This is a genomic window from Bradyrhizobium xenonodulans, assembly GCF_027594865.1.
GTDB classification, from domain to species: Bacteria; Pseudomonadota; Alphaproteobacteria; order Rhizobiales; family Xanthobacteraceae; genus Bradyrhizobium; species Bradyrhizobium xenonodulans.
The window spans coordinates 7555825-7579657 of the sequence record NZ_CP089391.1 but is presented as its reverse complement, the minus strand read 5'-3'; the positions used below and the strand labels follow the sequence as shown (position 1 = coordinate 7579657).

Genomic DNA, 23833 nt, shown 5'->3' with positions numbered 1-23833 from the left:
GGCGGCTATTCCGCCGCCTTCTCCCCACTTCTGCCGGGGTGATTCACTGTGCCAACCAATTTGTCCGCCCGTTTCTGTACCTTTGTCCTCTCGTTGTTCCTGATCGCGTTCGCACTGCCGGCCTTCGCCGGTCCGTTCGAGGATGCGATCGCCAAATTCGCCAATGACGATTTTTCCGACACCGATGAGGCGATCGGCGCTGTCGCGAGCAGCGGCAACAAGCTGGCTTTCCCCATCATCAGCGCGCTCCAGGACGGCCGCCTCATGGCCGACCCTGACAGCAAGAAGGTTTACGTCACCGGCGTCGACGGCAAGTCGATCGATGCGGCGACCGGCGAGCCCGTCGCCAGCGTTCCCGACAGTGCGAGCGCGGTGCGTCTCAACAATCGCCTGCGCCGCAGCGTCGATGCTGCGATCGGCAGCCTGACGCTGCAGTCGCCGGATGTCGGAACGCGCTTGCAAGCCGCGCAATCCGTCTTCAAGTCGCACGAGGAAACCGCGCTCGAGGCGGTCGATGCCGCGCTTGCCAAGGAAACCAGCAGGTCGGTCAAGGCCGCGCTCGGCGACGCCCGCGCGGCGATCCTGCTGTTCAAATCGGACGCCAGCGAGGTCGAGAAGCTCGAGGCGGTCGCGACCCTCAAGGCGCGCGGCGACCAGGAGGCGATGGCGCTGCTCACCGGCATGGGCGACCAGCCGGCCTCGGTGACCAAGGCGGCCGCGAGCGCGATCGGCTCGATCCAGTCTTCGCTCGCGATCTGGTCCACGGTGCAGAATGCCTGGTACGGCCTCTCGCTCGGCTCGGTGCTGCTGCTCGCCGCGATCGGGCTCGCCATCACCTTCGGCGTGATGGGCGTCATCAACATGGCGCATGGCGAGATGGTGATGATCGGGGCCTACACCACCTTCGTGGTGCAGGAGGTGATCCGCACCCGCTATCCCGGCCTGTTCGATTATTCGCTGCTGATCGCCGTGCCGCTCGCCTTCCTCGTCGCCGGCGCCATCGGCGTCTTGATCGAGCGCAGCATCATCCGCTTCCTCTACGGCCGTCCGCTGGAGACGCTGCTCGCGACCTGGGGCCTGTCCTTGGTGCTCCAGCAGGCGGTGCGCACCATGTTCGGCCCGACCAACCGCGAAGTCGGCAATCCCTCCTGGATGAGCGGCGCATTCGAGCTCGGCCAGATCACCATCACCTATAACCGGCTGTGGATCCTCTGCTTCACGCTCGCCGTGTTCGCGATCCTGCTGGCGATGCTGCGCTATACGGCGCTCGGACTCGAGATGCGTGCGGTGACACAGAACCGCCGCATGGCGGCCTCGATGGGCATCGCCACATCGCGCGTCGATGCGCTCACCTTCGGCCTCGGCTCCGGCATTGCCGGCATCGCCGGCGTGGCGCTGTCGCAGATCGACAATGTCAGCCCCAATCTCGGCCAGAGCTACATCATCGACAGTTTCATGGTCGTGGTGTTCGGCGGTGTGGGTAATCTATGGGGGACCCTCGTGGGCGCCTTCACGCTCGGCATCGCCAACAAGTTCCTGGAGCCGGTCGCCGGCGCCGTGCTCGGCAAGATCGCGATCCTCGTTCTCATCATCCTGTTCATTCAAAAACGCCCGCGCGGCCTGTTCGCGCTCAAGGGCCGTGCGGTGGAAGCATGACCCCCCACATGCTGACGCGATCGCTGGACCGCGGCGCGACGATCTTCCTTGCCGTCGTCGCGGCCTGCGGCATCCTCATCCCGCTCTCCAACCTGCTGCTGCCTGCGGGCTCGTTTCTCCAGGTGCCGACCTATCTGGTCGCGCTCTGGGGCAAATATGTCTGCTACGCCATCCTCGCGCTCTCGATCGATTTGATCTGGGGCTATTGCGGCATCCTCTCGCTCGGCCACGGCGCCTTCTTCGCGCTCGGCGGCTACGCGATGGGCATGTATCTGATGCGGCAGATCGGCACCCGCGGCGTCTATGGCAACCCGATCCTGCCCGACTTCATGGTCTTCCTGAACTATTCGAAGCTGCCCTGGTACTGGTATGGCTTCGACATGTTCTGGTTCGCGGCGCTGATGGTGCTGGTCGTGCCGGGCCTGCTCGCTTTCTGCTTCGGCTGGCTCGCCTTCCGCTCCCGCGTCACCGGTGTGTACCTGTCGATCATCACGCAGGCGATGACCTATGCGCTGCTGCTCGCCTTCTTCCGCAACGATTTCGGCTTCGGCGGCAACAACGGCCTGACCGACTTCAAGGACATTCTCGGCTTCAACGTGCAGGCCGAGGGCACGCGCGCCGCGCTGTTTGCGCTGAGCTGCCTGGCGCTGATCGCGAGCTTCCTGATCTGCCGCTCTGTGGTGTCCTCCAAGCTCGGCAAGGTCCTGATCGCAATCCGCGATGCGGAATCGCGCAGCCGCTTCCTCGGTTACCGCGTCGAATCCTACAAGCTGTTCGTGTTCACGTTGTCGGCCTGCATGGCCGGCGTCGCCGGCGCGCTCTATGTGCCGCAGGTCGGCATCATCAATCCCAGTGAGTTCGCCCCCGGCAATTCGATCGAGGCGGTGATCTGGGTTGCCGTCGGCGGCCGCGGCACGCTGGTGGGCGCAGCGCTCGGCGCCGTCGTGGTCAATTATGCAAAAACCTTCTTCACCTCAGGCATGCTGGCGCCGTACTGGCTGTTCATGCTGGGCGCGCTGTTCATCCTGGTGACGCTGCTGCTGCCCAAGGGCATCGTCGGCACCTTCAACGCCTGGTGGGACCAGTCGAAGGAGAAGCGCACCGCCGCGGCCACCGCGAGCGCTGCGGCCGAAGACGGCGTCAGCGAACCCAAGATGGCGGAGTAAGCGCGATGAACGTCATGGATACCCGCGCGACCTCCGCCATGCTCTATCTCGACGGCGTGCACGTCTCGTTCGATGGTTTCCACGCCATCAACAATCTGTCGCTGACGCTCGAGCCCGGCGAGATGCGCGCCATCATCGGCCCGAACGGCGCCGGCAAGACCACGATGATGGACATCATCACCGGCAAGACCAAGCCCGACGAGGGCACCGTGCTGTTCGACGGCGTCACCGACCTGACGCGCCTTGACGAGACCCGCATCGCCGAGCTCGGCATCGGCCGCAAATTCCAGAAGCCGACCGTGTTCGAGAGCCAGACCGTGCAGGACAATCTCCTGCTCGCGCTCAATGTCGATCACTCGGTCCGCGGCACGCTGTTCTGGCGCGGCAGCAGGGCGGAGTCCGAGCGCATCGACAAGGTACTGGAGACGATCCGCCTCACCGACGCGCGCAACCGTCTCGCCGGCAGCCTCAGCCACGGCCAGAAGCAATGGCTCGAGATCGGCATGCTGCTCGCGCAGGATCCCAAACTCCTGCTGGTCGACGAGCCCGTCGCAGGAATGACCGACGTCGAGACGCATCTGACCGCCGAGCTGCTGAAAGAGATCAACAAGACCCATACCGTGATGGTGGTCGAGCACGACATGACGTTCGTGCGCGAGCTCGGCGTCAAGGTCACCTGCCTGCATGAAGGCACGGTGCTCGCGGAAGGGACCATCGACCAGGTCTCGTCCAACGAGCGGGTCATCGAAGTGTATCTGGGACGCTGAGCAATGCTTGAAGTCAAGGACATCAACCTGTTCTACGGCGCCGCGCAGGCGCTGCGAGGCGTCTCGATCGCGGCCGAACCCGGCAAGGTCACATGCGTGCTCGGGCGCAACGGCGTCGGCAAGACCTCGCTGCTCCGCGCCATGGTCGGACAATATCCGATCTCCTCAGGCGCGATCGTGCTCGACGGCAGCGACATCACGGGCCTGAAGCCCTATGAGCGGGCGCGCAAGGGCATCGGCTTCGTGCCGCAGGGCCGCGAGATTTTTCCGCTGCTGACGGTGGAGGAGAATCTCAAGACCGGATTCGGCCCGCTCAAGCGCGAGGACAAGCATATTCCGGACGACGTGTTCTCGCTCTTCCCGGTGCTGCAATCCATGCTCGGCCGGCGCGGCGGCGACCTCTCCGGCGGCCAGCAGCAGCAGCTCGCGATCGGCCGCGCGCTGGTGATGCGGCCGAAGCTCCTCCTGCTCGACGAGCCGACCGAGGGCATTCAGCCCTCGATCATCAAGGACATCGGCCGCGCCATCTCGTATCTGCGCAATCTCGGCAACATCGCCATCGTGCTGGTCGAACAATATCTCGACTTTGCCTGCGAACTCGGCGACAGTTTTGCGGTGATGGATCGCGGCGCGGTGAAGTTCACCTGCGACCGCTCCAATCTCGACCCGGCCGAAATCAGCCGCCAGATGGCGCTGTAGTCCCGAATTTCTGCCGCGGCCGGCTGGGGAGGCGGATGCGCAGCGACGTTTCAGTTACATCAGAGGTTTTCGAAGCCAACCGCGCCCGTGGCGCGGTGCGCTTCGACGTCCATGCGCGTGACGGCGTAACGCGGCGCGGCGTCTTGCATGAGTCCGGCTCCCTGCGCGTACGTTTTCCCTCGCCGGAAGGTGAGGGGCTCTCCGGCGTCTTCGTCAACACGGCCGGCGGCGTTGCCGGTGGGGACAATTTCGATATCGACATCGCGGCGGGCGAGGGCGCGCGCCTCACGCTGACGACGGCGGCGGCCGAAAAGGTCTATCGCGCGCCGGGCGCGGCAGCGCAGCTCAATATCTCGCTGAGGGTTGCCGCGGGTGCGCATCTGTCCTGGCTGCCCCAGGAGACGATCCTGTTTGATCGCGCCCGGGTCCATCGCCGTTTCGACATCGAACTCGATGGCGCTGCCTCGCTCCTGCTTTGCGAGATCGTCGTGTTCGGCCGCACCGCCATGGGCGAGCGGATGGAGCAGGGCGAGTTCGTCGATCGCTGGCGGCTGCGTCGCGGTGGCCGGCTGGTGTTCGCCGAGACCGTCAGGCTCGACGGCCATGTCGGCGCCAAGCTTGGGCGACCTGCCGTTGCCAAGGATGGCGCCGCGATCGGCACGGCGCTGATCGTGCCCGGCGACGAGGCCCTGGTCGAGCGCCTCCGCGAGGCGTCGGACTCATTCTCAGGCGAGGTCGGAATCTCGGCCTGGAATGGCTTTGCAATGGCGCGGTTCTGTGCCCAAGATGCGGCACGTTTGCGTGCCGACATGATGGCCGTGCTGGCGCGCACCGGGGCCGCGCTGCCGCGACTCTGGCTGAATTGACCGGCTGAATTGATGTGTTGAACGGAAGAGATTCTTCATGAACCTGTCTCCCCGCGAAAAGGACAAGCTTCTGATCTCGATGGCGGCCATCGTGGCCCGCCGCCGGCTGGATCGCGGCGTCAAGCTCAACCATCCCGAGGCGATCGCGATCATTTCCGATTTCATTCTCGAAGGCGCGCGCGACGGCCGCACGGTCGCCGAGCTGATGCAATCCGGCGCGCAGGTCCTCACCCGCGAGCAGGTGATGCCTGGTATCCCCGAGATGATCCACGACATCCAGGTCGAGGCGACGTTCCCGGATGGCACCAAGCTCGTCACCGTGCATGAGCCGATCAGGTAGGAGCGCAATATGATCCCCGGCGAACTCTTCATCCAGGACGGCGAGATCGAGCTCAATGCCGGCCGCAAGACCGTGACGCTGACGGTGGCCAACACCGGCGACCGCCCGATCCAGGTCGGCTCGCACTACCATTTCTTCGAGACCAATCCCGCGCTGAAGTTCGACCGCCGGAAGTCCCGCGGCATGCGTCTCGACATCGCCGCCGGCACTGCCGTGCGTTTCGAGCCGGGCCAGACCCGCGACGTCCAGCTCGTCGCCATGGCCGGGAAGAAGACCATCTACGGTTTTCGTGGCGACGTGATGGGGAAGCTGTGAGCCGCACAGGAACGAGCATGGCACGGCACGGTTGAGAGCGAAACGGAGGATACCGCCATGCTCTCACCGATCCGCCTTGTCTCCGAGGCCGCCGAGCTCGCTGCGCGCCGCCATAGCGGAATGGCGCGCAAGGGCCGCGGCAGGGAGCCCTATATCAATCATCTCGCCGAGGTCGCGAACCTGCTTGCGATCGTGACCGATGGTGCCGACGCCGAGCTGGTTGCGGCCGGCTGGCTGCACGATACGGTCGAAGACACTGAGACGACGCGCGAGGAGCTCGCGCAAACATTCTCCGAGCGTGTCGCTTCGCTCGTCGCCGAATGCACCGACGACATGAATCGGCCGAAAACCAAGCGGCGGCAGAAACAGATCGAGGGCGCTCCGCACAAATCGCCGGGCGCCAAGCTGATCAAGATTGCCGACAAGATCAGTAACACCCGCGCGCGCATTCATTCCGATCCAAGCGGTGAAGAGCGCGAAGACCTCATCGATTACGTCGAATGGGCCGAGAAAGTTGTCGCAGGTTGTCGTGGCGGCAACGCAACGCTCGACCAGATGTTTGACGACACCGTCAAGCTTGCAAGGAGTTCACTGTGAGCACGAAGATCAAGCGTTCCGTCTATGCCGACATGTTCGGCCCGACCACCGGCGACAAGGTGCGGCTGGCCGATACCGATCTCATCATCGAGGTCGAGAAGGATTTCACCACCTACGGCGAGGAGGTGAAGTTCGGCGGCGGCAAGGTGATCCGCGACGGCATGGGCCAGTCGCAGGTCACCAACAAGCAGGGCGCGGCCGACACCGTCATCACCAATGCGCTGATCGTCGATCACTGGGGCATCGTGAAGGCCGACGTCGCCATCAAGGACGGCATGATTTCGGCAATCGGCAAGGCCGGCAATCCCGACATCCAGCCGGGCGTCACCATCATCATCGGTCCCGGCACCGACGTGATCGCGGGTGAAGGCAAGATCCTGACGGCCGGCGGCTTCGACAGCCACATCCATTTCATCTGCCCGCAGCAGATCGAGCACGCGCTGATGTCTGGCGTCACCTCGATGCTCGGCGGCGGCACCGGTCCCTCGCACGGCACGTTCGCCACCACCTGCACGCCTGGCCCCTGGCACATGGGGCGGATGATTCAGTCGTTCGATGCCTTCCCGGTCAATCTCGGCATTTCTGGCAAGGGCAACGCCTCGCGGCCCGGCGCCCTGGTCGAGATGATCAAGGGCGGCGCCTGCGCGCTGAAGCTGCACGAGGACTGGGGCACGACGCCAGCCGCGATCGACAATTGCCTCTCGGTCGCCGACGATTACGACGTTCAGGTCATGCTGCATTCAGACACGCTGAACGAATCCGGCTTTGTCGAGGACACGATCAAGGCGTTCAAGGGCCGCACCATCCATGCCTTCCACACTGAAGGCGCCGGCGGTGGTCACGCCCCCGACATCATCAAGGTCGCCGGGCTGAAGAACGTGCTGCCGTCCTCGACCAACCCGACGCGCCCCTTCACGCGCAACACCATCGACGAGCATCTCGACATGCTGATGGTGTGCCACCACCTCGATCCCTCGATCGCGGAAGACCTGGCGTTTGCCGAGAGCCGCATCCGCAAGGAGACCATTGCCGCCGAAGACATCCTGCACGACCTCGGCGCGCTCTCGATGATGTCCTCGGACTCGCAGGCCATGGGCCGCCTCGGCGAGGTCATCATCCGGACCTGGCAGACCGCCGACAAGATGAAGAAGCAGCGCGGGTCGCTGCCGCAGGACAAGGGCAAGGACAACGACAATTTCCGCGTCAAGCGCTACATCGCCAAATACACCATCAACCCGGCGATCGCGCACGGCGTGTCGAAGCTGATCGGCTCGGTGGAGAAGGGCAAGATGGCCGACCTCGTGCTGTGGTCGCCGGCCTTCTTCGGCGTCAAGCCGGACTGCATCGTCAAGGGCGGCATGATCGTCGCCGCTCCGATGGGCGATCCCAACGCCTCGATCCCGACACCGCAGCCGGTGCACTATCAGCCGATGTTCGGCGCGTTCGGCAGGGCACGCACGGCATCCTCGGTCGTGTTCACCTCGAAGGCCGCGATCACCGGAGGTCTTGCGCGAAGACTCGGCATCGAGAAGAAGCTTTATGCGGTCCAGAACACCCGCAGCAAGATCTCGAAGAAGAGCATGATCCACAACGACGCGACGCCCAATATCGAGGTCGATCCGGAGACCTATGAGGTTCGCGCGGACGGCGAGCTTCTCACCTGCGCGCCGGCCGAGGTGCTGCCGATGGCGCAGCGATATTTCATGTACTGAAATAGCGCCTCGACGCAGGTCCCAAAAGAATCCCGAGTGCGCCTCCGGGGGAGCGGATTTACGGTGTTGCGTTCGATCCCGCCTGGTCTAATGTCCCGCCCGGTATCTTGAACCAGAAGAAAAGCCGGGAGGATTTCTCGTGATCTACGTCGTTGCCACCTTGACCATCAAGCCCGAGACGCGCGCCGAATTCATTGCAGCGGCCACCGCCTGCATCAAGGAGACGCGGAAGGAGCCCGGCAATATCGCCTATGATCTGCATGAGAGCGTGACCGATCCCAGCAAGATGGTGTTCGTCGAGCAGTGGGAGAACGCCGAGGCGCTGGTGCCGCATCGAGGCATGGAGCACATGAAGACGTTCGGCCGCGTCGCGGTGAAGTGTTTCACGGCGCCGCCGAAGATCGAGGTGATCACGCCCGAGAAGGTCGAGACACGGTAACAGGATAAAGCGCATGATCCGGGCGACGCAGGTCAGGGGACAACACCGCTTCACGGAAGCCGCAGCGGATACGGTCGTGCTCGATTTCGACGATCGGCACCGCCGCCGCATGGCCATGACGGGGACGCGGGGGCTCGAATTCCTGCTCGACCTGGAGAACGCCGTCGCGCTGCGTGGCGGTGACGCGCTGGTGCTGGAGGACGGCCGGCTGGTCGAGGTGGTGGCGGCGCCCGAGCCGTTGCTCGAGATCCGCGGCCGCGATCCGCACCACCTCATCCGCGTCGGCTGGCACCTCGGCAACCGCCATCTGCCGACCCAGATCATGGCCAAGTCCTTGCGCATCCGCCGCGACCACGTCATCGAGGCGATGGTGAAGGGGCTCGGTGCGCGCGTGATCGAGATCGACGCACCGTTCGATCCCGAAGGCGGGGCCTACGCCGATGCCGGTCACGCGCACGACCACGATGATCATGCGCGTCACGATCACGGTCATCATCACCATGATCATGGTCAGGACCACCACGATCATCACGGCCATGACCACCATCATCATGACCACGCCGCGCATGATCATAGCCACGATCATCATCACCACGACGAGCATTGCGACCACCCCGACCATCACCACGGCCACAAGCATGCTCACGACCACAAATGAGCCGGTCGCGGCCTGTGACCTCGCCGAGCGCGAGGCGGCGGCGCTGTACCGGCTGATGACCTGGCTGTCGCCGGCCTTTCCGGTCGGCGGCTTCTCTTATTCCAGTGGCCTCGAATGGGCAGTCGAGGCCGGCGACATCACCGACACCGCAACGCTCGCCGATTGGCTCGACGCGATGCTTGGCGATGGCTCCGGCTTCTGCGATGCGACGTTCCTGGTCCACGCCTATCGCGTGGCTGAGGCCGGCGATGAGGCGACCTTGAACGATATCGCGGAACTCGCCGCCGCCTTCGTGCCGTCGCGCGAGCGGCAGCTCGAGACGACCTCGCAAGGGCGCGCCTTCGTCGAGATCGCCCGCGCCGCGTGGGATGCCGACGGGCTGGATGCCATGGTCGCGGCATGCCGCACGCCACTGGTTTATCCGGTTGCCGTCGGTGTCGTCGCCGCGATGCACGGCGTGCCGCTGGCGCCGACGCTGCACGCCTTCCTGCATGCATTGGTCTCGAACTGGATTTCTGCGGCGAGCCGCCTCGTTCCGCTCGGCCAGACCGATAGCCAGCGCGTGCTGGTGAGACTGGAAGCTGCCGTTGCCACGACCGCCAATCGTGCGCTGCACGCGACGCTGGACGATCTCGGCAGCGCGACCTTCCGCGCCGATCTCGCCAGCCTGCGGCACGAGACGCAATATACGCGGCTGTTTCGCTCGTGAGCGATGCGGCCTTCAACTGATCAAGAGAGAGTGGGTTACATGTCGAAATCTCACGGTCCCCTGCGTGTCGGCGTCGGCGGCCCGGTCGGATCGGGCAAGACCGCGCTGATGGACCTGCTCTGCAAGACCATGCGCGAGCGCTACGATATCGCCGCGATCACCAACGACATCTACACCAAATGGGATGCGGAATTCCTAGTACGCTCGGGCTCGCTGACCCCGGATCGCATCGCCGGCGTCGAGACCGGCGGCTGCCCGCACACCGCGATCCGCGAGGACGCTTCGATGAACCTGGCCGCGGTTGCGGATATGCGCGCCAAGTTTCCCGGGCTCGACCTCGTGCTGATCGAATCGGGCGGCGACAATCTCGCTGCCACTTTTTCCCCGGAGCTCGCCGACCTCACCATCTACGTCATCGACGTCGCTGCCGGCGACAAGATCCCGTCCAAGGGGGGCCCCGGCATCACCCGGTCCGACCTCCTGGTCATCAACAAGATCGACCTGGCGCCCCATGTCGGGGCGTCCCTGGAGAAGATGGACACCGACGCCAGACGCATGCGTGGCACCCGGCCCTTCGTCATGACCAACCTGAAGAAGAGCGAGGGGCTCGACCGTATCGTCGGCTTCATCGAGGCCAAAGGTGGCCTGAAACGGGCCAGCTGACGGCGCGACGACATGGCGCAGGCATTTCCGGCCGTTAACGCCTGGGGCAAAAGCCGCATCTGCGGAACAAATTTCGGACACGGCGATTAACTACCTCCGGTGCCCGGAGCAAAGCCTTCATGGCCAGACCATCGGCCGGGCGGATTAAGCTTTTCAGGCGACCGAAGTTGCGTACTGATGCCTCCTCCTTCATTATCTCCGTCACTGGGGTCCACTCTGTTTCGGCACATGGCCGTTCGAGCGGCGTTCATATGCTCCGTGTTTATTGCCGACCTGCTGCTTTCGCCTGAGTAGTCGAAGTGGTCCGGCTGGGTTTCATCATCGGCTTCATCGCTCTGCTCGGGGCCCTGCTCTCCGGGCTCGCGGCCTATCGTGTCCACGACCAGGAGCTGGCGCTGGACCGGATCGCGCTGGCGCGCGCGATCGACGTTCACGCAAGCCTGGTCCAGGACCGGTTGACCGAGCGCGAGCTGCTCGCGCGTGTCGCCTCAGGCCTGTTCCGCACGCCATCGGTGATCAAGCCGAACATGCTGGAGCCACTGCGCTCGGCCATCTACGCCTTCAAGACCGATTTCGTGGTGGCCGGGTGGGTCGCCCGGCTGAAGCCGAATGAGCTGGTGCCGGCGCAGGCCGCGATCGCGAGCGCCGGCTTCCCCAACCCGAAAATCCGCACCTATGACGACAAGCCGATCGACCTTGCTGGGGTCACCCAGCCGATCGACGTGCTGATGGATCTCGAACCCCGCAGCAACGAGACCAAGGCGCTGCCCGGCCGCAGCTACGAGCAGGATCCGGTGCGCAGCGCGATGCTGACGCGTGCGCGGGTCGAGAAGAGGTCGGTCGCCTCGGACCCGATTCCGCTCCTGCGCGGCGGCGGCCCGGTCGGCATCATCGTGGCCGCGCCCGTCATTCCCGAGGGCGCAACCGAGCCGGCGGGCTTCATCACATTTTCCTACGAGCTCGCCTCGCTGATGCTGACCAATGACGACATGTCGTTGTTTGCGGTCGCGCTGAAGGATCCGCGGAAGGAAGGTGGCGAGCTCGTTGCCAACGACCAGGGCGTGGTCTCCTCGCGCATGACGACGGCGGAGGGGCCGACGCCGTCGGCGACGCGCACGATGAGCTTTGGCGGCCGCGACTGGCAACTCGGCTATTACGCCAAGACCAATTCGGCGCGGCGCGCCGAGCAGACCGCGATCATCGTGGCCGCGATCGGCTTTGCCATCACCGCGATGGTGTGCGGCCTGTTCGGCTATGTCGCCTACAACAATCTGCGGCTCAGCCGCGAAATCCAGGTGCGGATCGGCTTCGAGCGCCGGTTGACCGCCGTGATCGACGAGCTCAACCACCGGGTCAAGAACATCCTGGCGGTGATCCAGTCGATCGTGACGCGCACGCTGCGCCACGGCTCCGACATCGACGCCGCGCGCGAACTGCTGATCGGCCGCATCCATGCCATGTCCAACGTGGTCTCGCTGCTCAGCGAGAGCCAGTGGCAGGGCGTCAAGCTGAAGGGCCTGTTCGAGGCGCGCGCCATCCCGCATGCCGACCGCATCGCCGTCACCGGCCCCGACATCGCGGTCAGCGCGCGCGCGGCGCAGAGCCTGTCGCTGCTGTTCTTCGAACTCGCCTCGCACTCCGACGAAGGTCTGTCGCTGGTCGGAAAGCATCCGCACATCACCGCGAACTGGACGGTGACGGGCGAGGAGTCCAGCGAGATTTTCAATTTCCGCTGGGAGGAGTTCAACACCAGCGAGGCGACGCGGCGCCCGGATTCCGATTTCGGCCTGATCCTGCTCGACCGCGTCGCGCCCGAAGCACTGGGCGGCACCGCCAAGCGCTACTTCACCGACGTCTCCTACGTCTATGAGCTGACCGCGCCGATGGAGACGGTGGTCGACATGACCGAGCGCGACCGCACGGACAGGATCTCGGCGCCGGTGCGGCCGGCCAAGTAAGTCGCGCTAGCCTTTGGGGCGCAAAACGAGATCGACCAGGTTGCGCGCGTAGGCCGGCGTGATCGGTGCGATGCCGAAGACGTAGCGGTAGAACAGGCCGCCATAGATCGCGTCGTAGAGGTCCTCGGCCAGCCCCTCGGCCTGGATGCTGCCGTCGGTCTGGCCCGCGGCGATCATCTCGACCAGTGCGTCGCGGCGGAATTGCAGGTAGCGCGCGTAGAACAGCTCCGCCGAGCCGGTCTTGGAGATGCATTCGGAGATCACGGCGAGTTGCACCTTGCCGAATTCGCCCTGGAGCGCCTCGGCATAGGCCGTGGCATGACCGCGCGCGCGCGCCGCGGGGGTGCCGGAACTCGCGGGCGGCAGCGGCAGCATCTGCGCGGCGTGATGAAGGAAGGCGTCGATCAGCAGCGCCTCGCGCGACGGCCACCATTTGTAGATCGTCATCTTGGAGACGCTGGAGTGGCGCGCGACGGCGTCGATGGTGGTGGCGGCAAGGCCGGTGGCGGCCATCAGCGCATAGGCACTTTCGAGGATGGCGTTGCTGGTCTCGATCGACCGCGGCCGGCCGCGCCTCGGCGCGCTGTCAGCCTCGTCACCTCCGCTCTTAGCCATCGCCACGCCGGTCTCCTCACGCAGAGTCCCCGAATAGCGCAGCCACAGCTTTCGGCCTAGCAGAATCGCACGATTATCGTGTGGTCAGGCCTGCTGCCGCAAGGCGGCCGGCAGGTCCTGCCGCTTCGACCAGGAGATGTAATAGGCCACTGCCGTCATCGCCACGAAGCCGACGGCGCTCACGGCGATCTGCATCACCACCAGGTTCGGCCCGGTGATCAGGATGAGATGGCCGGCAAAGGACAGGAACACGCCGACGCAGAACACGGCGAGCCATTCCTCGCCGCATGTGATCACCGCCTGGAGCGGCCGCAATTTCAAGCCGGGGTGATCGGCCGGTATGAGATGTGTCGCGAGGAAGGCGAGCGCGAGGAAATGGACCACGCGATAGGGGGCGAGGTTTTCCTTGTCGGTCGGCGCGATGCCGTTGAGGACGAAGTCCGGCAAATGGACGGACAGCGCCGGCGAATGCCGCATCAAGGTGACGGCCATTGCGAACACGAGATAGGCACCCGCGAGGATCCGCAGCCAGGATAGGCCGTGCAGCGCGCGGCCGGAGGCGCCCGTCACGGCGAACCATCCGCCCAGCACCATGAGCATTTGCCAGCACAGCGGATTGAAGGTCCACTCCTGGTCGGGATAGACCCGGAAATTCCAGTCGAACCAGCGCGCTGCGACATACAGCGCGACCGATGCCGCAAGCGTCACGTTCGGCCGCCGCAGCAGCCCCCACAGCGCGAACGGAAAGAACGCCATCAGCGGGATCATCAGTTGCAGCAGGTCGAGGTTCAGCGGCTCCTCCTGGAGCACGAGCCCGCGGACCAGGATGCGCAGCGGGTGATCGAGGATGCCGGAGATGTTGTATTCGTGGATGATCTCCGGCGCCATCGATTGCGAGGCGACGTAGGCGATGGCGTCGATATAGATCACGAACAGCACGACATAGGCGGCGTAGAGCCGCCAGACGCGGCGGAAGATGCGCGTCGCCGCGACGACATAGCCGCGCTCCAGCGCCATCCTGCCGTGGATGATGGCAACGCCATAGCCCACCACGAACACGAACAGGTCGGCCGCGCCGCTGAAGCCGAAATTGCGCAACGTCAGCAAATTGACGACGTTGTTCGGGATGTGGTCGATGAACACCGACCAGTTGGCAATGCCGAGCGTCAAATACAGCCTGGCGTCGTGCTGGAATGCGGCGAGGTTCGCCTTGACGGACGGTTTCATTGAGCAAAATAGCTTAGGGAATCAGGATGATGCTTTTAGCGGCAGCCGCCCGCCTATCCGAGTAGCGTTTGCGTGACCGGGACCGGATTTCGCCGGGATGGCGCAAAATTGCGCGGGGCTGGCCGTGCTGGATACCGATCGATGCGTTCGTCGGACTTACAACGAAATTTTCTAACCCGCTGCCGTCGCTATTCGGCCGGTTCAGCCGACGCGTCGTCGGGGACGCCGGCGCGGCTCGCCATGATTCCGAGCGCGACACCGCCGATCGCCAGGATCGGCAGCAGCCGCTTGATTCCGATGGCGCGCACGATCTGGAGCCCCGTCGCGAGCAGCATGGGATCGGCGAGCATGCTCGAGGCCGCCGACTTCGCGGCGCGCTCGGCCGCGATGCGCGCGCGCTTCTCCGTCTCCCGCTTGTAGCCCCAATAACTGCCGGCCGCGGCGAGCGTCAGCAGGAAGAAGATGCCGGCACCTGCGAGACAGGCTTGCACCGGACCGTATTTCTCCAGGACCGAGATGAAGGCGGCGGCACAGAGGAAGCAGGTCGTGATGAACAACGCGAAGGCCGTGCCTGCGGCGAGCGACGTCAGCCGGACGGTCGTGCCGGTCGATGCGCTGATGCCATCGATGATGCGTTGAAACATGGACTTGCTCCTCAATCCCCCACAAGCCGTATCGCCTCACGAGCCAACTCGTCTCACGAGCCAATGTCGGCGGCGTGGCAGCGCCGCCGTAATATGTTGCCGCGCGCTTTATCGGCGCCAGGCGGCGCCGATCAGGAAACCGATGCCGAGCGCGATACCGACGGTCGCGAGTGGCCGCTGCGTGATCGCGTCTTCCAGCGTTTCCTCGATCGAGCCGTAGGCGTCTTGTGCAGCACCCATCATCGCGCCGCCGCGTTCCGACATGTCGTCGATCGCGGAATCCACGTTCTCGCGCGCCTGGCGATAGCCGCGGCGGGCCTGCTTGCTGGTGGAATTGGCAAAGGTGTTGAGCGCGTCGGTGATCTGATCGGTGAGGGCGGCGATATCGCTTTTCACGGCTGCTACATCCTTCTCGAGGCGTTCTCTTGTGGCTTTGTCGGTCCAGTCTCTCATCCCGGCTTCGGCATTACTCGATGACATCTTGGGCTCCGAATTGTTGGCGGCTGAGATAGCCGGAAAACGTTTCGTCGTCGGGTAAGTTCCGTTCGGGGAAACCGGTCATTCCTCGGGGAGCTGCGGCGAATTCTCCGGCAGCAGATGCTCCTTCAGGATCAGCCCCACGATCAGCAGCGGCGACGACAGGAACGCACCCATCGGTCCCCACAACCAGGTCCAGAACGCCAGGGCGACGAAGACGGCGAGCGCATTCAGCGCCAGCCTGCGGCCGATGATGGTCGGCGTCACGAAGTGCCCTTCCAGGAAGGTGATGCCGCCGAAGGCCAGCCCCGCCATCAGTCCGCCGCTGAGGGTCGGGAAGGCGACGAGTCCAACCACGATCAGGATGACGAACATCGCGACCGGTCCGATGATCGGGATGAAGTTGAGCGCGGCCGCGAGCGCACCCAGCCCGGCCGGATTGGGCATGCCGGTGGCCGCGCACACGATGCCGGTCGCGACGCCCACGCCGATATTGATGATGGTCACCGTCAAAAGATAGTTGCCGAGATGGATCTCGATCTCGTTGAGAATTCGTAAGGTGCGCAGCCGCGCATCACGGTCATTGAACGTCATGATCAACGCCCGCCGCAGATCGCGCCAGCTTGCGATGAACAGGATCAGGGTGGCAAAGAACAGCAGGAATTCGGCGAAGGTTGGCGAGAGGAATTCCAGCGTCGGCTGCACCCATTCGAATTTCGGGAGCTGGAAGCTCGGCAGCCCCTCGGAGCCGCCGACCATGGCTTGCAGCTCCGCCCATAGGGCGAGCGGCCGGTCGAACACGTGCAGCTTGTCCTTCAACTGCGCGCCCAGCTCCGGCAGGCGCGAGCTCCATTCCATTGCAGGCGCAGCGATCAGCGCGACGACGAAGGCGACGACCATGGTCACCGCGGCCACGATCAGGACTGCACCGACCGCGCGCGGCACGTGCCGCCGCTCCAGAAAGGAGGCCGCCGGCGACAGCATCGTGCCGGCGACGATCGCCATCACGACCGGGAGGAAGAACGCCCGGGCGACATACAGCACCGCGACCACGGCGATGAGGAGCAGACCGGCGAGTGCAAAGGCGACGAACTCGGTACGGCGGATCACCGGTGGCAGTTCGACATGGCTGTCGGGAAGCGGGGCGCCTTCGCTGTTGCCGGGAATCAGACGTTCACTCGGAAGGACGCGCACAACATTTTCTCCCGCACGGAAGCCTCCGCGCGCCCATTGATGAACGACCAACGTCCGGAGGGCGCCTGGGTTCCATCGCGGCTTCGTGAATTGGCGCTCGCTTGACTGTGACGTCGCCGCCGCAGCCAGCGGCGGAACTTGAGTCGGCTTGGCTGCGTTTGTTGGACAGCCGCATCACCTGATGCACACATCTCACGGGGCAGCACATGACAAAGTTGTCTTCAGTCCGTCGCCGCTTCTCGCCGCGCGCCGCCACCGCTTTTGCCTTCGCGACAGCATTGCTGACCGTGCCGTTCGCGGCGCAGGCCCAGACGCTCGGCTACGCGCCGATGCAGCCGCAGATCTATCTGCAAGACCAGACCACCTACCCGCAGGGCTACGCGGCTGAACAGCCGCAGGCCGCCGACGAGGATGCGGCGTTGCCCGACCGCCTGCGCAAGCAGATCGTCAGCTTCGACAGGAGCGAGCCGGCCGGCACCATCGTCATCGATACCGGCAACACCTACCTTTATTACGTACTCGGCAACGGCCGCGCGATCCGCTACGGCGTCGGCGTCGGCCGCGAAGGTTTCACCTGGGCGGGCGTGCAGAGCGTCAGCCGCAAGGCGGAATGGCCGGACTGGCATCCGCCGGCCGAGATGATCGCACGGCAGCCCTATCTGCCGCGCTTCGTCGCCGGCGGTCCCGGCAATCCGCTCGGCGCGCGCGCAATGTATCTCGGCTCCAGCGAATATCGCATCCACGGCACCAACGATCCGACCACGATCGGCAAATTCGTCTCGTCGGGCTGCATCCGGATGACCAATGAGGACGTCACGGACCTGTTCAGCCGCGTCAATATCGGCGCCAAGGTCGTGGTGCTGCCGAAGAACGCGCCGCTGATGGCCAAGGGAGGCGACAAAGGAAGCGATCCCGTACGCAAGCGGCCGGCGGTGACGGCGCTGCCTTCCGGCCGGCAGGCGCTGAACATCTCGACGTCGGCCGTGAACTAGGAGTTGAGTGAGGTCATGAGTCAACGCTCGATCGGCAAGCTGGCTGGCGTCGCGGCAGCCTTGTTCACCGTCGCCTCGCTCGGCCTCGCGCTGACGCCGGCGGCGCATGCGGAAGATTTCTTCTCGGCACTGTTCGGCGCGTTCGGAGCGCGGCCTCCGCAAATCCGGATGCCGTTCCCCAACGACGACATGCCGCGCTACGACGTGCCGCGCCAGCGAGCCTCTTATGGCGGCGGCAGCGCCTATTGCGTTCGCGGATGCGATGGCCGTTACTTCCCGGCGCAAGGAAACGACGCCGAAAGCAAGGCGCAGTCCTGCAAGAGCTTCTGCCCGACGTCGGAAACCTCGCTGGTCTATGGCAGCAATATCGACGACGCCACGACCGACAATGGAAAATCCTATTCCGACCTGCCGAACGCCTTCCGCTATCGCAACGAGATCGTTGCCGGCTGCACCTGCAACGGCAAGGATCCGGTCGGGCTCGCCCAGGTCAAGGTCGAGGACGATCCCACCCTGCGCAAGGGCGATATCGTTGCCGGCAGCGATGGCCTCGTCGTCGCCAGCCGCAACGCCAACGACCGCCGCGGCGTCGCGATGAACTTCTCCCCGCTGCCCGAGTCGGTGCGTGCGCGTTTCCGCCAGGTGCCGGTGGTGGCGAAGGAGTAGGGGCTTCGCGTGGAGCGCGAGCTATCGCCTCATTATCGCTGTCGTCCCGGACAAGCGAAGCGCGGATCCGGGACCCATAACCACAGGATCAAGTTTGGCGAAGGCCCGGAGTGACCAGCTCGCGCCAAACCAATCCCTGTGGTTATGGGTCCCTGCTTTCGCAGGGACGACACCGAAGGTGTAGCTACAGCTCTTGATCTAACCGTAGCTTACGCCGCCCTAATCTTCCCCAGGAAGTCGCTGACCTGCTGGCCAAGCTGGCGGCTCTGCGTCTCCAGCGTTTCCGAGGCCTGCTTGACGTTGTCTGCCGCACCGGCCGCGGTGTCGGCGTCGGTCTTCACGCCGGTAATGTTGTCCGAGACGTTCTTGGTGCCCTGCGCCGCATATTGCGTGCTGCGGGTGATCTCCTGCGTGGCCGCGCCCTGTTCCTGCACGGCGGCGGCGATGGCGGTTGCGACCTCGTTGACCTCGCCGATGATGCCGCCGATCGCCTGGATCGCGTTGATGGCATCGCCGGCGACCTTCTGGATGTCGGCGATCTGCTCGGAGATTTCCTCGGTCGCCTTGGCGGTCTGGCTCGCCAGCGATTTCACCTCGGAGGCGACCACGGCAAAGCCGCGTCCGGCTTCGCCGGCGCGCGCGGCTTCGATCGTGGCGTTGAGGGCAAGCAGATTGGTCTGCGCCGCGATGGTGTTGATCAGGCCGACGACCTCGCCGATGCGTCCTGCCGATTGCGCCAGCCCCTGAACGGTGCTGTCGGTCTCGCGGGCCTGATTGACCGCGCGGCTGGCGATGCCTGCGGCATGCGCGGCCTGCTGGCTGATGTCGTTGATCGAGGCAGACAGCTCCTCGGCGGCAGCGGCGACGCTCTCGACGCTGGTGGAGGCATCGTTCGAGGCCTTGCCGGCGATCTCGACGCGTTCATTGGTCTGGCGCGACACGGCCGAGAGGTCGCCCGAGGTCTTGCGCATCTCGCCGGAGGCCTCGCTCAATTCCCCCAGCGATTTGCGCACCACGCCCTCGAATTCGCCGACATAGGCCTCCATCGCGCGCTGGCGCGCGGCAGCCCCGGCGTTGCGTTCGCGCTCCTGCGCCTCGATCTTGAGCTTGTCGATCGCCTGCTGCTTGAAGGTTTCGAGCGCACCGGCGAGCGAGCCGATCTCGTCCTTGCGGTCGAGATAGCCGCTGTCGACGCCGAGATCGCCGCCGGCGACCTCGAGCATCGCGTCCCGAATTCTATGCAGCGGCGTGATCACGCGGCGGCTGACCGCCAGCATCGCGGCGCCGGTCAGGACGATCGCGGTGATGAGCAGCGCCATCTGCAAGATCAGCGATTGCACCGCCGTCGCGCGCTGAGCTGCGGAGTGATCCTTGGCCGCTTGCAGCGCCGCGTCCGCGAGCTTCACCGCACTCATCATACGCGGCACCGAATAGGGGCTCCACTGATTGGCGGTCATCGAGGGCTTCTCGCCCTTGGCGACCGTCGCGATGACGCCGTCGCGCGTCGCGGTATATTGCGGATCGAAATAGGTCGACTTGGTCTCGGTGATCGCGGCGCCGAGCGCCGGCGGCAATTGCATGCCCGAGGCGGCAAGCTCGATCGCGGTCCAGGCGGTGTCGGTACCGCCGACCAATTTGGTGTAGGCAAGCTGCACCTCGGGCGCGATCTTGCCGGCGTTGAGCGCATTGCCGACGATCTGCGAGGATTCGCCGGCGGTGTTGCGGAGCAGCCAGGCCATCTGCTTGATGGTCAGGAGTTGGTCGATGGTCGCGTCCTGGTGGTTGACGCTCGCTGCGAGCGCGCCGGAGAGCCTGTCGAGCAGCGCCATCAGCGCGTCCTCGGTCGCGACATATTCCTTGGCGAGGCCCGCGCGGCGCTCGGCCCGGGGCTTGACGACCTCGGTCCAGAACTCCGCCTGTTTTTCCAGCAACGTCTTGTTCATCCCGCCGAGATCGGCCAGTAGGGTGTCGCGCTGGGCCAGATCGGTCGTGGGCAGGATCTCGAGCGTGCGGGCGAGGGCGGGCATCAGGGCGTCACGGACCTCGCGAATGTATTTCTCGATGTCCTTGTCCATCGCGACGTCCGAGGTGAGCTGACGGTTGCTGGTCGAGCGGTCGGCCCGGATATTCGCCATCCCCTTGAACACTTCGGCCGAGGCGGCAGAGACCGCGACGATCCGGTTGGCGGCTTGCAGCCGGGTCCAGGAGCTCCATGCGCTGATCGAGAAGCCGATGACGACGACGAGCGCGGTTGAAAGGATCACCGACTTCAGCAGCGTGGATACGGTCAGGCGATTGAGCATCGAACACCCCGGTATGCGTTTCGAAGTTCGTGGCCCCGAACGGCAAGCCCCCACGAACTTCGAACGACCAAAGGGATGCACGCAGCAGATGCGCATGCCCTAAGGCAGGCGCCTGAAACGCATTTGGCCCGAAAAGGGTAAAAACTTAGACAGTGTTCCTGCCGTAAAATTACGGGGCCGGGAATCGGACGACCGGCGCCTCAATCTCCGCTGTCGTCCCTGCTTTTTGCAGGGACGCGCGCCAGTATGTCTTACGCTGCGCGGATCTTGCCGAGGAAGTCGCTGACCTCATGGCCGAGCTGGCGGCTCTGGCTCTCCAGCATCTCGGAGGCGTGCTTCACATTGTCGGCGGCGGCTGCGGCGGCGTCCGCGTCGGCCTTGACGCCGGTAATGTTGTCCGAGACGTTCTTGGTGCCCTGTGCCGCAAATTGCGTGCTGCGGGTGATCTCCTGGGTTGCCGCGCCCTGTTCCTGCACGGCGGCGGCAATCGCGGTGGCGACCTCGTTGACCTCGCCGATGATGCCGCCGATGGTCTGGATCGCGTTGATGGCGTCGGTTGCGACCCGCTGGATGTCGGCAATCTGGCCGGAGATTTCCTCGGTGGCCTTCGCGGTCTGGCTCGCCAGCGACTTCACCTCGGAGGCGACCACGGCAAAGCCGCGGCCGGCCTCGCCGGCGCGCGCGGCCTCGATCGTGGCGTTGAGCGCGAGCAGATTGGTCTGCGCCGCGATGGTGTTGATCAATCCGACGACCTCGCCGATGCGTCCCGCGGACTGTGCCAGTCCCTGCACGGTGCCGTCGGTCTCGCGGGCCTGGTTGACGGCGCGGCTGGCGATGCCGGCGGCATGCGCGGCCTGCTGGCTGATGTCGTTGATCGAGGCCGAGAGCTCCTCGGCGGCCGCAGCCACGCTGTCGACGCTCATGGAGGCGTCATTGGAGGCCTTGCCGGCGACCTGGACGCGGTCGTTGGTCTGGCGCGACACGTTGGACAGATCGCCCGAGGTCTTGCGCATCTCGCCGGAGGCCTCGCTCAACTCGCCGAGCGTCTTGCGCACCGCGCCCTCGAACTCGCCGACATAGGCCTCGACCGCGCGCTGGCGCGCCGAGGCGCCGACATTGCGTTCGCGCTCCTGCGCCTCGATCTTGAGCTTCTCGGTCGCCTGCTGCTTGAAGGTTTCCAGCGCGCCGGCCAGCGCGCCGATCTCGTCCTGGCGGTCGAGATAGCCGCTGTCGACCGCAAGATCGCCGCCGGCGACCTTCAGCATGGCGTCGCGGATGGTGTTGAGGGGATGGATGACGCGGCGATTGACCAGCATGACCGCGCCGACGGCGAGGCCGATGGCGAGCGCCAGCAGTGCAAGCTGCACGATCAGCGCGCGCTGCGCGGCGCCGCGTTGCTCCAGTGTGTGGTCCTTGGCGGCGTCGAGGGCGGCTTCGGCCACGGCCACCGCGCTGGAAAGGCGGCCCACCGTGACAGGGGTCCACTGGTTCGCGGTCATTTCGGCTTTTTCGCCGCTGGCGAGCGTGTTGGCCAGGCGATCGCGAAGGGCCAGATATTGCGGATCGAAATAGGCGGTCTTGACCGCAGCCATCGCGGACGACAGCGCGGGCGGCAACTGCATGCCTGATGCCGACAGTTCCAGCGCCTTCCACATTGCCGACGTGCCGCCGGCAAATTGGGTGTAGGCGAGACGGGCCTCCGGCGTGATACGGCCGGCATTGAGGCCGGTCGAGATGATCAGCGAGGCTTCGCCCGCGGTGTTGCGGAGCAGCCAGGCGTTCTGCTTGATCGACAACAGCTGGTCGATGGCCGCGTCCTGGTGATTGACGCTGGCGGCCAGAATGTTGGAGAGCTTGTCGAGCGTCTCGAGCAGGCTTCCCGTCGTCTCCATGTATTCCTTCGGCAGTCCGGCGCGGCGCTGGTCCTTCGGCTTGGCCACGTCTTCCCAGAACTGCTTCTGCTGTTCGGTCAGTGATTTGTGCAGACGCGCGAGCTCCGGCACCAGCGTGCCCGATTGCGGGAAGTCCATGGCGGGCAGCAGCTCCAGCGCGCGTGCCATCGCGGGCATCTCGGCGTCGCGGATCGCGCGCAGATATTTCTCGATCTCGGCATCCATCGGCTCGGTCGAGTTGAGAAGCCGGTTGGTGGTCGAGCGGTCGGTGCGCAAATTGTGCATCGTCTTGAACAAATCGGCGGACGCGCCGGCGATCTGCGAGATGCGGTTGGCGGTCTTGAGGCGGTCCCAGGATTCGTAGGCGGTGAGCGAGAGCGCAATCACCACGCAGGCCGACGTGATCGCGATCACCGCCTTCAGCAGCGCGGACACGGTCAGACGATTGAGCATCGAAGTCCCCCCCAAAAATTCCCATTGCAAAGTTCGTCAAGACGCCCCGGGCAACATCGAGAACGGAGGGGCACGCGGATCGGCAATCGCATGCCGTTTGCGGCGCATGACCCAAACGGTTTCTGCATCTGAAATGAAAAGGGTAAAATTTTAAGCGGTCAGCCCATCTGTAGAACTACGGAAATACCAGAAGTTGCAACAGGTTGCCTGAATGGAACCAGCGCGGGAGATCGGCGTTAGAACACCGTTAGCAATTTGCCTGAAGGGGGCTTCGCGATGCTGGTCGGCGTACTCGTCACCTTTCTCGTCGTCATTCTCGTGCTCTATCTCATCAACATGCTGCCGATGGACGGCCGCGCCAAGCAGATCGCGCGCGTGATCGTGATCATCATCGGCGTCGTGTCGCTGCTGAAATATCTGACGGTGTTCTAGCGGGACCGTCGGGCTACCCACCTTCGAACAAAAAGCCCCGGCGTGAGCCGGGGCTTCGTTCGTGTCTGCCTCAATGTAGCGACTTGAGCCAGTCGTCGACGTCCTGACGAACCTGGTCCTTGGCCTTGCCGTAGCGTTCCTGGAGCCGGCCCTCGAGCTGCTCGCGGCGACCCTCGATCAGGCTGAGGTCGTCGTCGGTGAGCTTGCCCCACTTCTCCTTGGCCGATCCCTTGAACTGCTTCCAGTTTCCTTCGATCCGATTCCAGTCCATGACCATCTCCCGTTGGTTGATGGCCGTACAACGCAAGCAGCGCGGGGCCGTTCCGATGCGCGCCGCGGCGTTTCGCCCAACAAAAAGCCCCGGCTTGCGCCAGGGCTTTTGACGTTGATGTG

Annotated in this window: 25 protein-coding genes; 17 read left to right on the top strand and 8 right to left on the bottom strand. The window is 64.9% G+C overall.

What is annotated here, in order from left to right:
• Positions 1 to 48: 48 nt before the first annotated feature.
• From urtB to I3J27_RS35705, 14 genes are all read left to right on the top strand, one after another.
• Positions 49 to 1656 carry an urea ABC transporter permease subunit UrtB gene (urtB, locus tag I3J27_RS35770; RefSeq protein WP_270163504.1) on the top strand — a complete coding sequence of 536 codons (1608 nt, stop codon included), beginning with the start codon at positions 49 to 51 and terminating at the stop codon, positions 1654 to 1656.
• A complete protein-coding gene (urtC, locus tag I3J27_RS35765; protein WP_270163503.1) occupies positions 1653 to 2822 on the top strand; it encodes an urea ABC transporter permease subunit UrtC in 1170 nt (389 codons plus the stop codon). Before urtB ends, urtC begins: the two co-directional genes overlap by 4 nt.
• A 5-nt stretch (positions 2823 to 2827) precedes the next feature.
• Positions 2828 to 3589, top strand: a complete 762-nt coding sequence (urtD, locus tag I3J27_RS35760; protein ID WP_157330640.1) for an urea ABC transporter ATP-binding protein UrtD — start codon at positions 2828 to 2830, stop codon at positions 3587 to 3589.
• 3 nt (positions 3590 to 3592) lie between these two features.
• Positions 3593 to 4288, top strand: coding sequence for an urea ABC transporter ATP-binding subunit UrtE (gene urtE, locus I3J27_RS35755; protein ID WP_270163502.1), 696 nt, complete (start codon positions 3593 to 3595; stop codon positions 4286 to 4288).
• A 35-nt stretch (positions 4289 to 4323) separates the two neighbouring features.
• Positions 4324 to 5154, top strand: a complete 831-nt coding sequence (locus I3J27_RS35750) for an urease accessory protein UreD (protein ID WP_270163501.1) — start codon at positions 4324 to 4326, stop codon at positions 5152 to 5154.
• Between the two features lie 37 nt (positions 5155 to 5191).
• On the top strand, positions 5192 to 5494 hold the full coding sequence (locus I3J27_RS35745) for an urease subunit gamma (RefSeq protein ID WP_128964081.1): 303 nt from the start codon (positions 5192 to 5194) through the stop codon (positions 5492 to 5494).
• A 9-nt stretch (positions 5495 to 5503) separates the two neighbouring features.
• The gene (locus I3J27_RS35740) at positions 5504 to 5809 is read left to right on the top strand and encodes an urease subunit beta (protein WP_270163500.1); all 306 of its coding nucleotides are present in this window, start codon (positions 5504 to 5506) and stop codon (positions 5807 to 5809) included.
• Between the two features lie 57 nt (positions 5810 to 5866).
• Entirely contained in the window at positions 5867 to 6406 is a 540-nt protein-coding gene (locus tag I3J27_RS35735) for an HD domain-containing protein (RefSeq protein ID WP_270163499.1), read from the top strand.
• Complete coding sequence (gene ureC / locus I3J27_RS35730; protein WP_270163498.1) at positions 6403 to 8118, top strand: urease subunit alpha; 1716 nt, start codon at positions 6403 to 6405, stop codon at positions 8116 to 8118. Before I3J27_RS35735 ends, ureC begins: the two co-directional genes overlap by 4 nt.
• 139 nt (positions 8119 to 8257) lie before the next feature.
• Complete coding sequence (locus I3J27_RS35725; RefSeq protein WP_027573733.1) at positions 8258 to 8557, top strand: putative quinol monooxygenase; 300 nt, start codon at positions 8258 to 8260, stop codon at positions 8555 to 8557.
• Positions 8558 to 8570: 13 nt separating this feature from the next.
• Positions 8571 to 9215, top strand: a complete 645-nt coding sequence (ureE, locus tag I3J27_RS35720) for an urease accessory protein UreE (protein ID WP_270163497.1) — start codon at positions 8571 to 8573, stop codon at positions 9213 to 9215.
• Positions 9196 to 9924 carry an urease accessory protein UreF gene (locus I3J27_RS35715; RefSeq protein ID WP_306417079.1) on the top strand — a complete coding sequence of 243 codons (729 nt, stop codon included), beginning with the start codon at positions 9196 to 9198 and terminating at the stop codon, positions 9922 to 9924. The genes ureE and I3J27_RS35715 overlap by 20 nt, the downstream gene beginning before the upstream one ends.
• Before the next feature lie 39 nt (positions 9925 to 9963).
• A complete protein-coding gene (gene ureG / locus I3J27_RS35710) occupies positions 9964 to 10587 on the top strand; it encodes an urease accessory protein UreG (protein ID WP_270163496.1) in 624 nt (207 codons plus the stop codon).
• Between the two features lie 299 nt (positions 10588 to 10886).
• Complete coding sequence (locus I3J27_RS35705) at positions 10887 to 12545, top strand: CHASE domain-containing protein (RefSeq protein WP_270163495.1); 1659 nt, start codon at positions 10887 to 10889, stop codon at positions 12543 to 12545.
• A gap of 6 nt (positions 12546 to 12551) precedes the next feature.
• On the opposite strand, the gene I3J27_RS35700 is transcribed toward I3J27_RS35705, so the two are convergent.
• From I3J27_RS35700 to I3J27_RS35680, 5 genes are all read right to left on the bottom strand, one after another.
• Positions 12552 to 13160, bottom strand: a complete 609-nt coding sequence (locus I3J27_RS35700; RefSeq protein ID WP_270163494.1) for a TetR/AcrR family transcriptional regulator — start codon at positions 13158 to 13160, stop codon at positions 12552 to 12554.
• A gap of 84 nt (positions 13161 to 13244) precedes the next feature.
• Positions 13245 to 14387: an OpgC domain-containing protein gene (locus I3J27_RS35695; protein WP_270163493.1), complete on the bottom strand. Its 1143-nt coding sequence runs from the start codon at positions 14385 to 14387 to the stop codon at positions 13245 to 13247.
• 188 nt (positions 14388 to 14575) lie between these two features.
• Positions 14576 to 15031 carry a hypothetical protein gene (locus I3J27_RS35690; RefSeq protein WP_270163492.1) on the bottom strand — a complete coding sequence of 152 codons (456 nt, stop codon included), beginning with the start codon at positions 15029 to 15031 and terminating at the stop codon, positions 14576 to 14578.
• Between the two features lie 108 nt (positions 15032 to 15139).
• Complete coding sequence (locus I3J27_RS35685; protein ID WP_270163491.1) at positions 15140 to 15511, bottom strand: ElaB/YgaM/YqjD family protein; 372 nt, start codon at positions 15509 to 15511, stop codon at positions 15140 to 15142.
• A 78-nt stretch (positions 15512 to 15589) separates the two neighbouring features.
• Complete coding sequence (locus I3J27_RS35680; RefSeq protein ID WP_270163490.1) at positions 15590 to 16702, bottom strand: AI-2E family transporter; 1113 nt, start codon at positions 16700 to 16702, stop codon at positions 15590 to 15592.
• Positions 16703 to 16908: 206 nt separating this feature from the next.
• Between I3J27_RS35680 and I3J27_RS35675 the strand changes: the two genes are divergently transcribed.
• Together I3J27_RS35675 and I3J27_RS35670 are read left to right on the top strand one after the other, a co-directional pair.
• On the top strand, positions 16909 to 17694 hold the full coding sequence (locus tag I3J27_RS35675) for a L,D-transpeptidase (RefSeq protein ID WP_270163489.1): 786 nt from the start codon (positions 16909 to 16911) through the stop codon (positions 17692 to 17694).
• 15 nt (positions 17695 to 17709) lie between these two features.
• Entirely contained in the window at positions 17710 to 18360 is a 651-nt protein-coding gene (locus tag I3J27_RS35670) for a DUF2865 domain-containing protein (RefSeq protein ID WP_270163488.1), read from the top strand.
• A gap of 209 nt (positions 18361 to 18569) precedes the next feature.
• On the opposite strand, the gene I3J27_RS35665 is transcribed toward I3J27_RS35670, so the two are convergent.
• Both I3J27_RS35665 and I3J27_RS35660 read right to left on the bottom strand, forming a co-directional pair.
• A complete protein-coding gene (locus tag I3J27_RS35665; RefSeq protein ID WP_270163487.1) occupies positions 18570 to 20663 on the bottom strand; it encodes a methyl-accepting chemotaxis protein in 2094 nt (697 codons plus the stop codon).
• A gap of 251 nt (positions 20664 to 20914) precedes the next feature.
• The gene (locus I3J27_RS35660; protein WP_270163486.1) at positions 20915 to 23008 is read right to left on the bottom strand and encodes a methyl-accepting chemotaxis protein; all 2094 of its coding nucleotides are present in this window, start codon (positions 23006 to 23008) and stop codon (positions 20915 to 20917) included.
• Between the two features lie 276 nt (positions 23009 to 23284).
• On the opposite strand from I3J27_RS35660, the gene I3J27_RS35655 reads away from it, so the two are divergent.
• On the top strand, positions 23285 to 23440 hold the full coding sequence (locus I3J27_RS35655) for a Thivi_2564 family membrane protein (protein ID WP_042335954.1): 156 nt from the start codon (positions 23285 to 23287) through the stop codon (positions 23438 to 23440).
• A 70-nt stretch (positions 23441 to 23510) separates the two neighbouring features.
• On the opposite strand, the gene I3J27_RS35650 is transcribed toward I3J27_RS35655, so the two are convergent.
• The gene (locus tag I3J27_RS35650; RefSeq protein ID WP_164718867.1) at positions 23511 to 23711 is read right to left on the bottom strand and encodes a CsbD family protein; all 201 of its coding nucleotides are present in this window, start codon (positions 23709 to 23711) and stop codon (positions 23511 to 23513) included.
• Positions 23712 to 23833 lie beyond the last annotated feature (122 nt).

Bases quoted from the DNA above. Each gene is read 5' to 3' on its own strand.
- urtC (WP_270163503.1), top strand. From the start codon at position 1,653: ATGACCCCCCACATGCTGACGCGATCGCTGGACCGCGGCGCGACGATC.
- urtD (WP_157330640.1), top strand. From the start codon at position 2,828: ATGAACGTCATGGATACCCGCGCGACCTCCGCCATGCTCTATCTCGAC.
- urtE (WP_270163502.1), top strand. From the start codon at position 3,593: ATGCTTGAAGTCAAGGACATCAACCTGTTCTACGGCGCCGCGCAGGCG.
- I3J27_RS35750 (WP_270163501.1), top strand. From the start codon at position 4,324: ATGCGCAGCGACGTTTCAGTTACATCAGAGGTTTTCGAAGCCAACCGC.
- I3J27_RS35745 (WP_128964081.1), top strand. From the start codon at position 5,192: ATGAACCTGTCTCCCCGCGAAAAGGACAAGCTTCTGATCTCGATGGCG.
- I3J27_RS35740 (WP_270163500.1), top strand. From the start codon at position 5,504: ATGATCCCCGGCGAACTCTTCATCCAGGACGGCGAGATCGAGCTCAAT.
- I3J27_RS35735 (WP_270163499.1), top strand. From the start codon at position 5,867: ATGCTCTCACCGATCCGCCTTGTCTCCGAGGCCGCCGAGCTCGCTGCG.
- ureE (WP_270163497.1), top strand. From the start codon at position 8,571: ATGATCCGGGCGACGCAGGTCAGGGGACAACACCGCTTCACGGAAGCC.
- I3J27_RS35715 (WP_306417079.1), top strand. From the start codon at position 9,196: ATGCTCACGACCACAAATGAGCCGGTCGCGGCCTGTGACCTCGCCGAG.
- ureG (WP_270163496.1), top strand. From the start codon at position 9,964: ATGTCGAAATCTCACGGTCCCCTGCGTGTCGGCGTCGGCGGCCCGGTC.
- I3J27_RS35700 (WP_270163494.1), bottom strand. From the start codon at position 13,160: ATGGCTAAGAGCGGAGGTGACGAGGCTGACAGCGCGCCGAGGCGCGGC.
- I3J27_RS35695 (WP_270163493.1), bottom strand. From the start codon at position 14,387: ATGAAACCGTCCGTCAAGGCGAACCTCGCCGCATTCCAGCACGACGCC.
- I3J27_RS35690 (WP_270163492.1), bottom strand. From the start codon at position 15,031: ATGTTTCAACGCATCATCGATGGCATCAGCGCATCGACCGGCACGACC.
- I3J27_RS35685 (WP_270163491.1), bottom strand. From the start codon at position 15,511: ATGTCATCGAGTAATGCCGAAGCCGGGATGAGAGACTGGACCGACAAA.
- I3J27_RS35675 (WP_270163489.1), top strand. From the start codon at position 16,909: ATGACAAAGTTGTCTTCAGTCCGTCGCCGCTTCTCGCCGCGCGCCGCC.
- I3J27_RS35670 (WP_270163488.1), top strand. From the start codon at position 17,710: ATGAGTCAACGCTCGATCGGCAAGCTGGCTGGCGTCGCGGCAGCCTTG.
- I3J27_RS35665 (WP_270163487.1), bottom strand. From the start codon at position 20,663: ATGCTCAATCGCCTGACCGTATCCACGCTGCTGAAGTCGGTGATCCTT.
- I3J27_RS35660 (WP_270163486.1), bottom strand. From the start codon at position 23,008: ATGCTCAATCGTCTGACCGTGTCCGCGCTGCTGAAGGCGGTGATCGCG.
- I3J27_RS35655 (WP_042335954.1), top strand. From the start codon at position 23,285: ATGCTGGTCGGCGTACTCGTCACCTTTCTCGTCGTCATTCTCGTGCTC.
- I3J27_RS35650 (WP_164718867.1), bottom strand. From the start codon at position 23,711: ATGGACTGGAATCGGATCGAAGGAAACTGGAAGCAGTTCAAGGGATCG.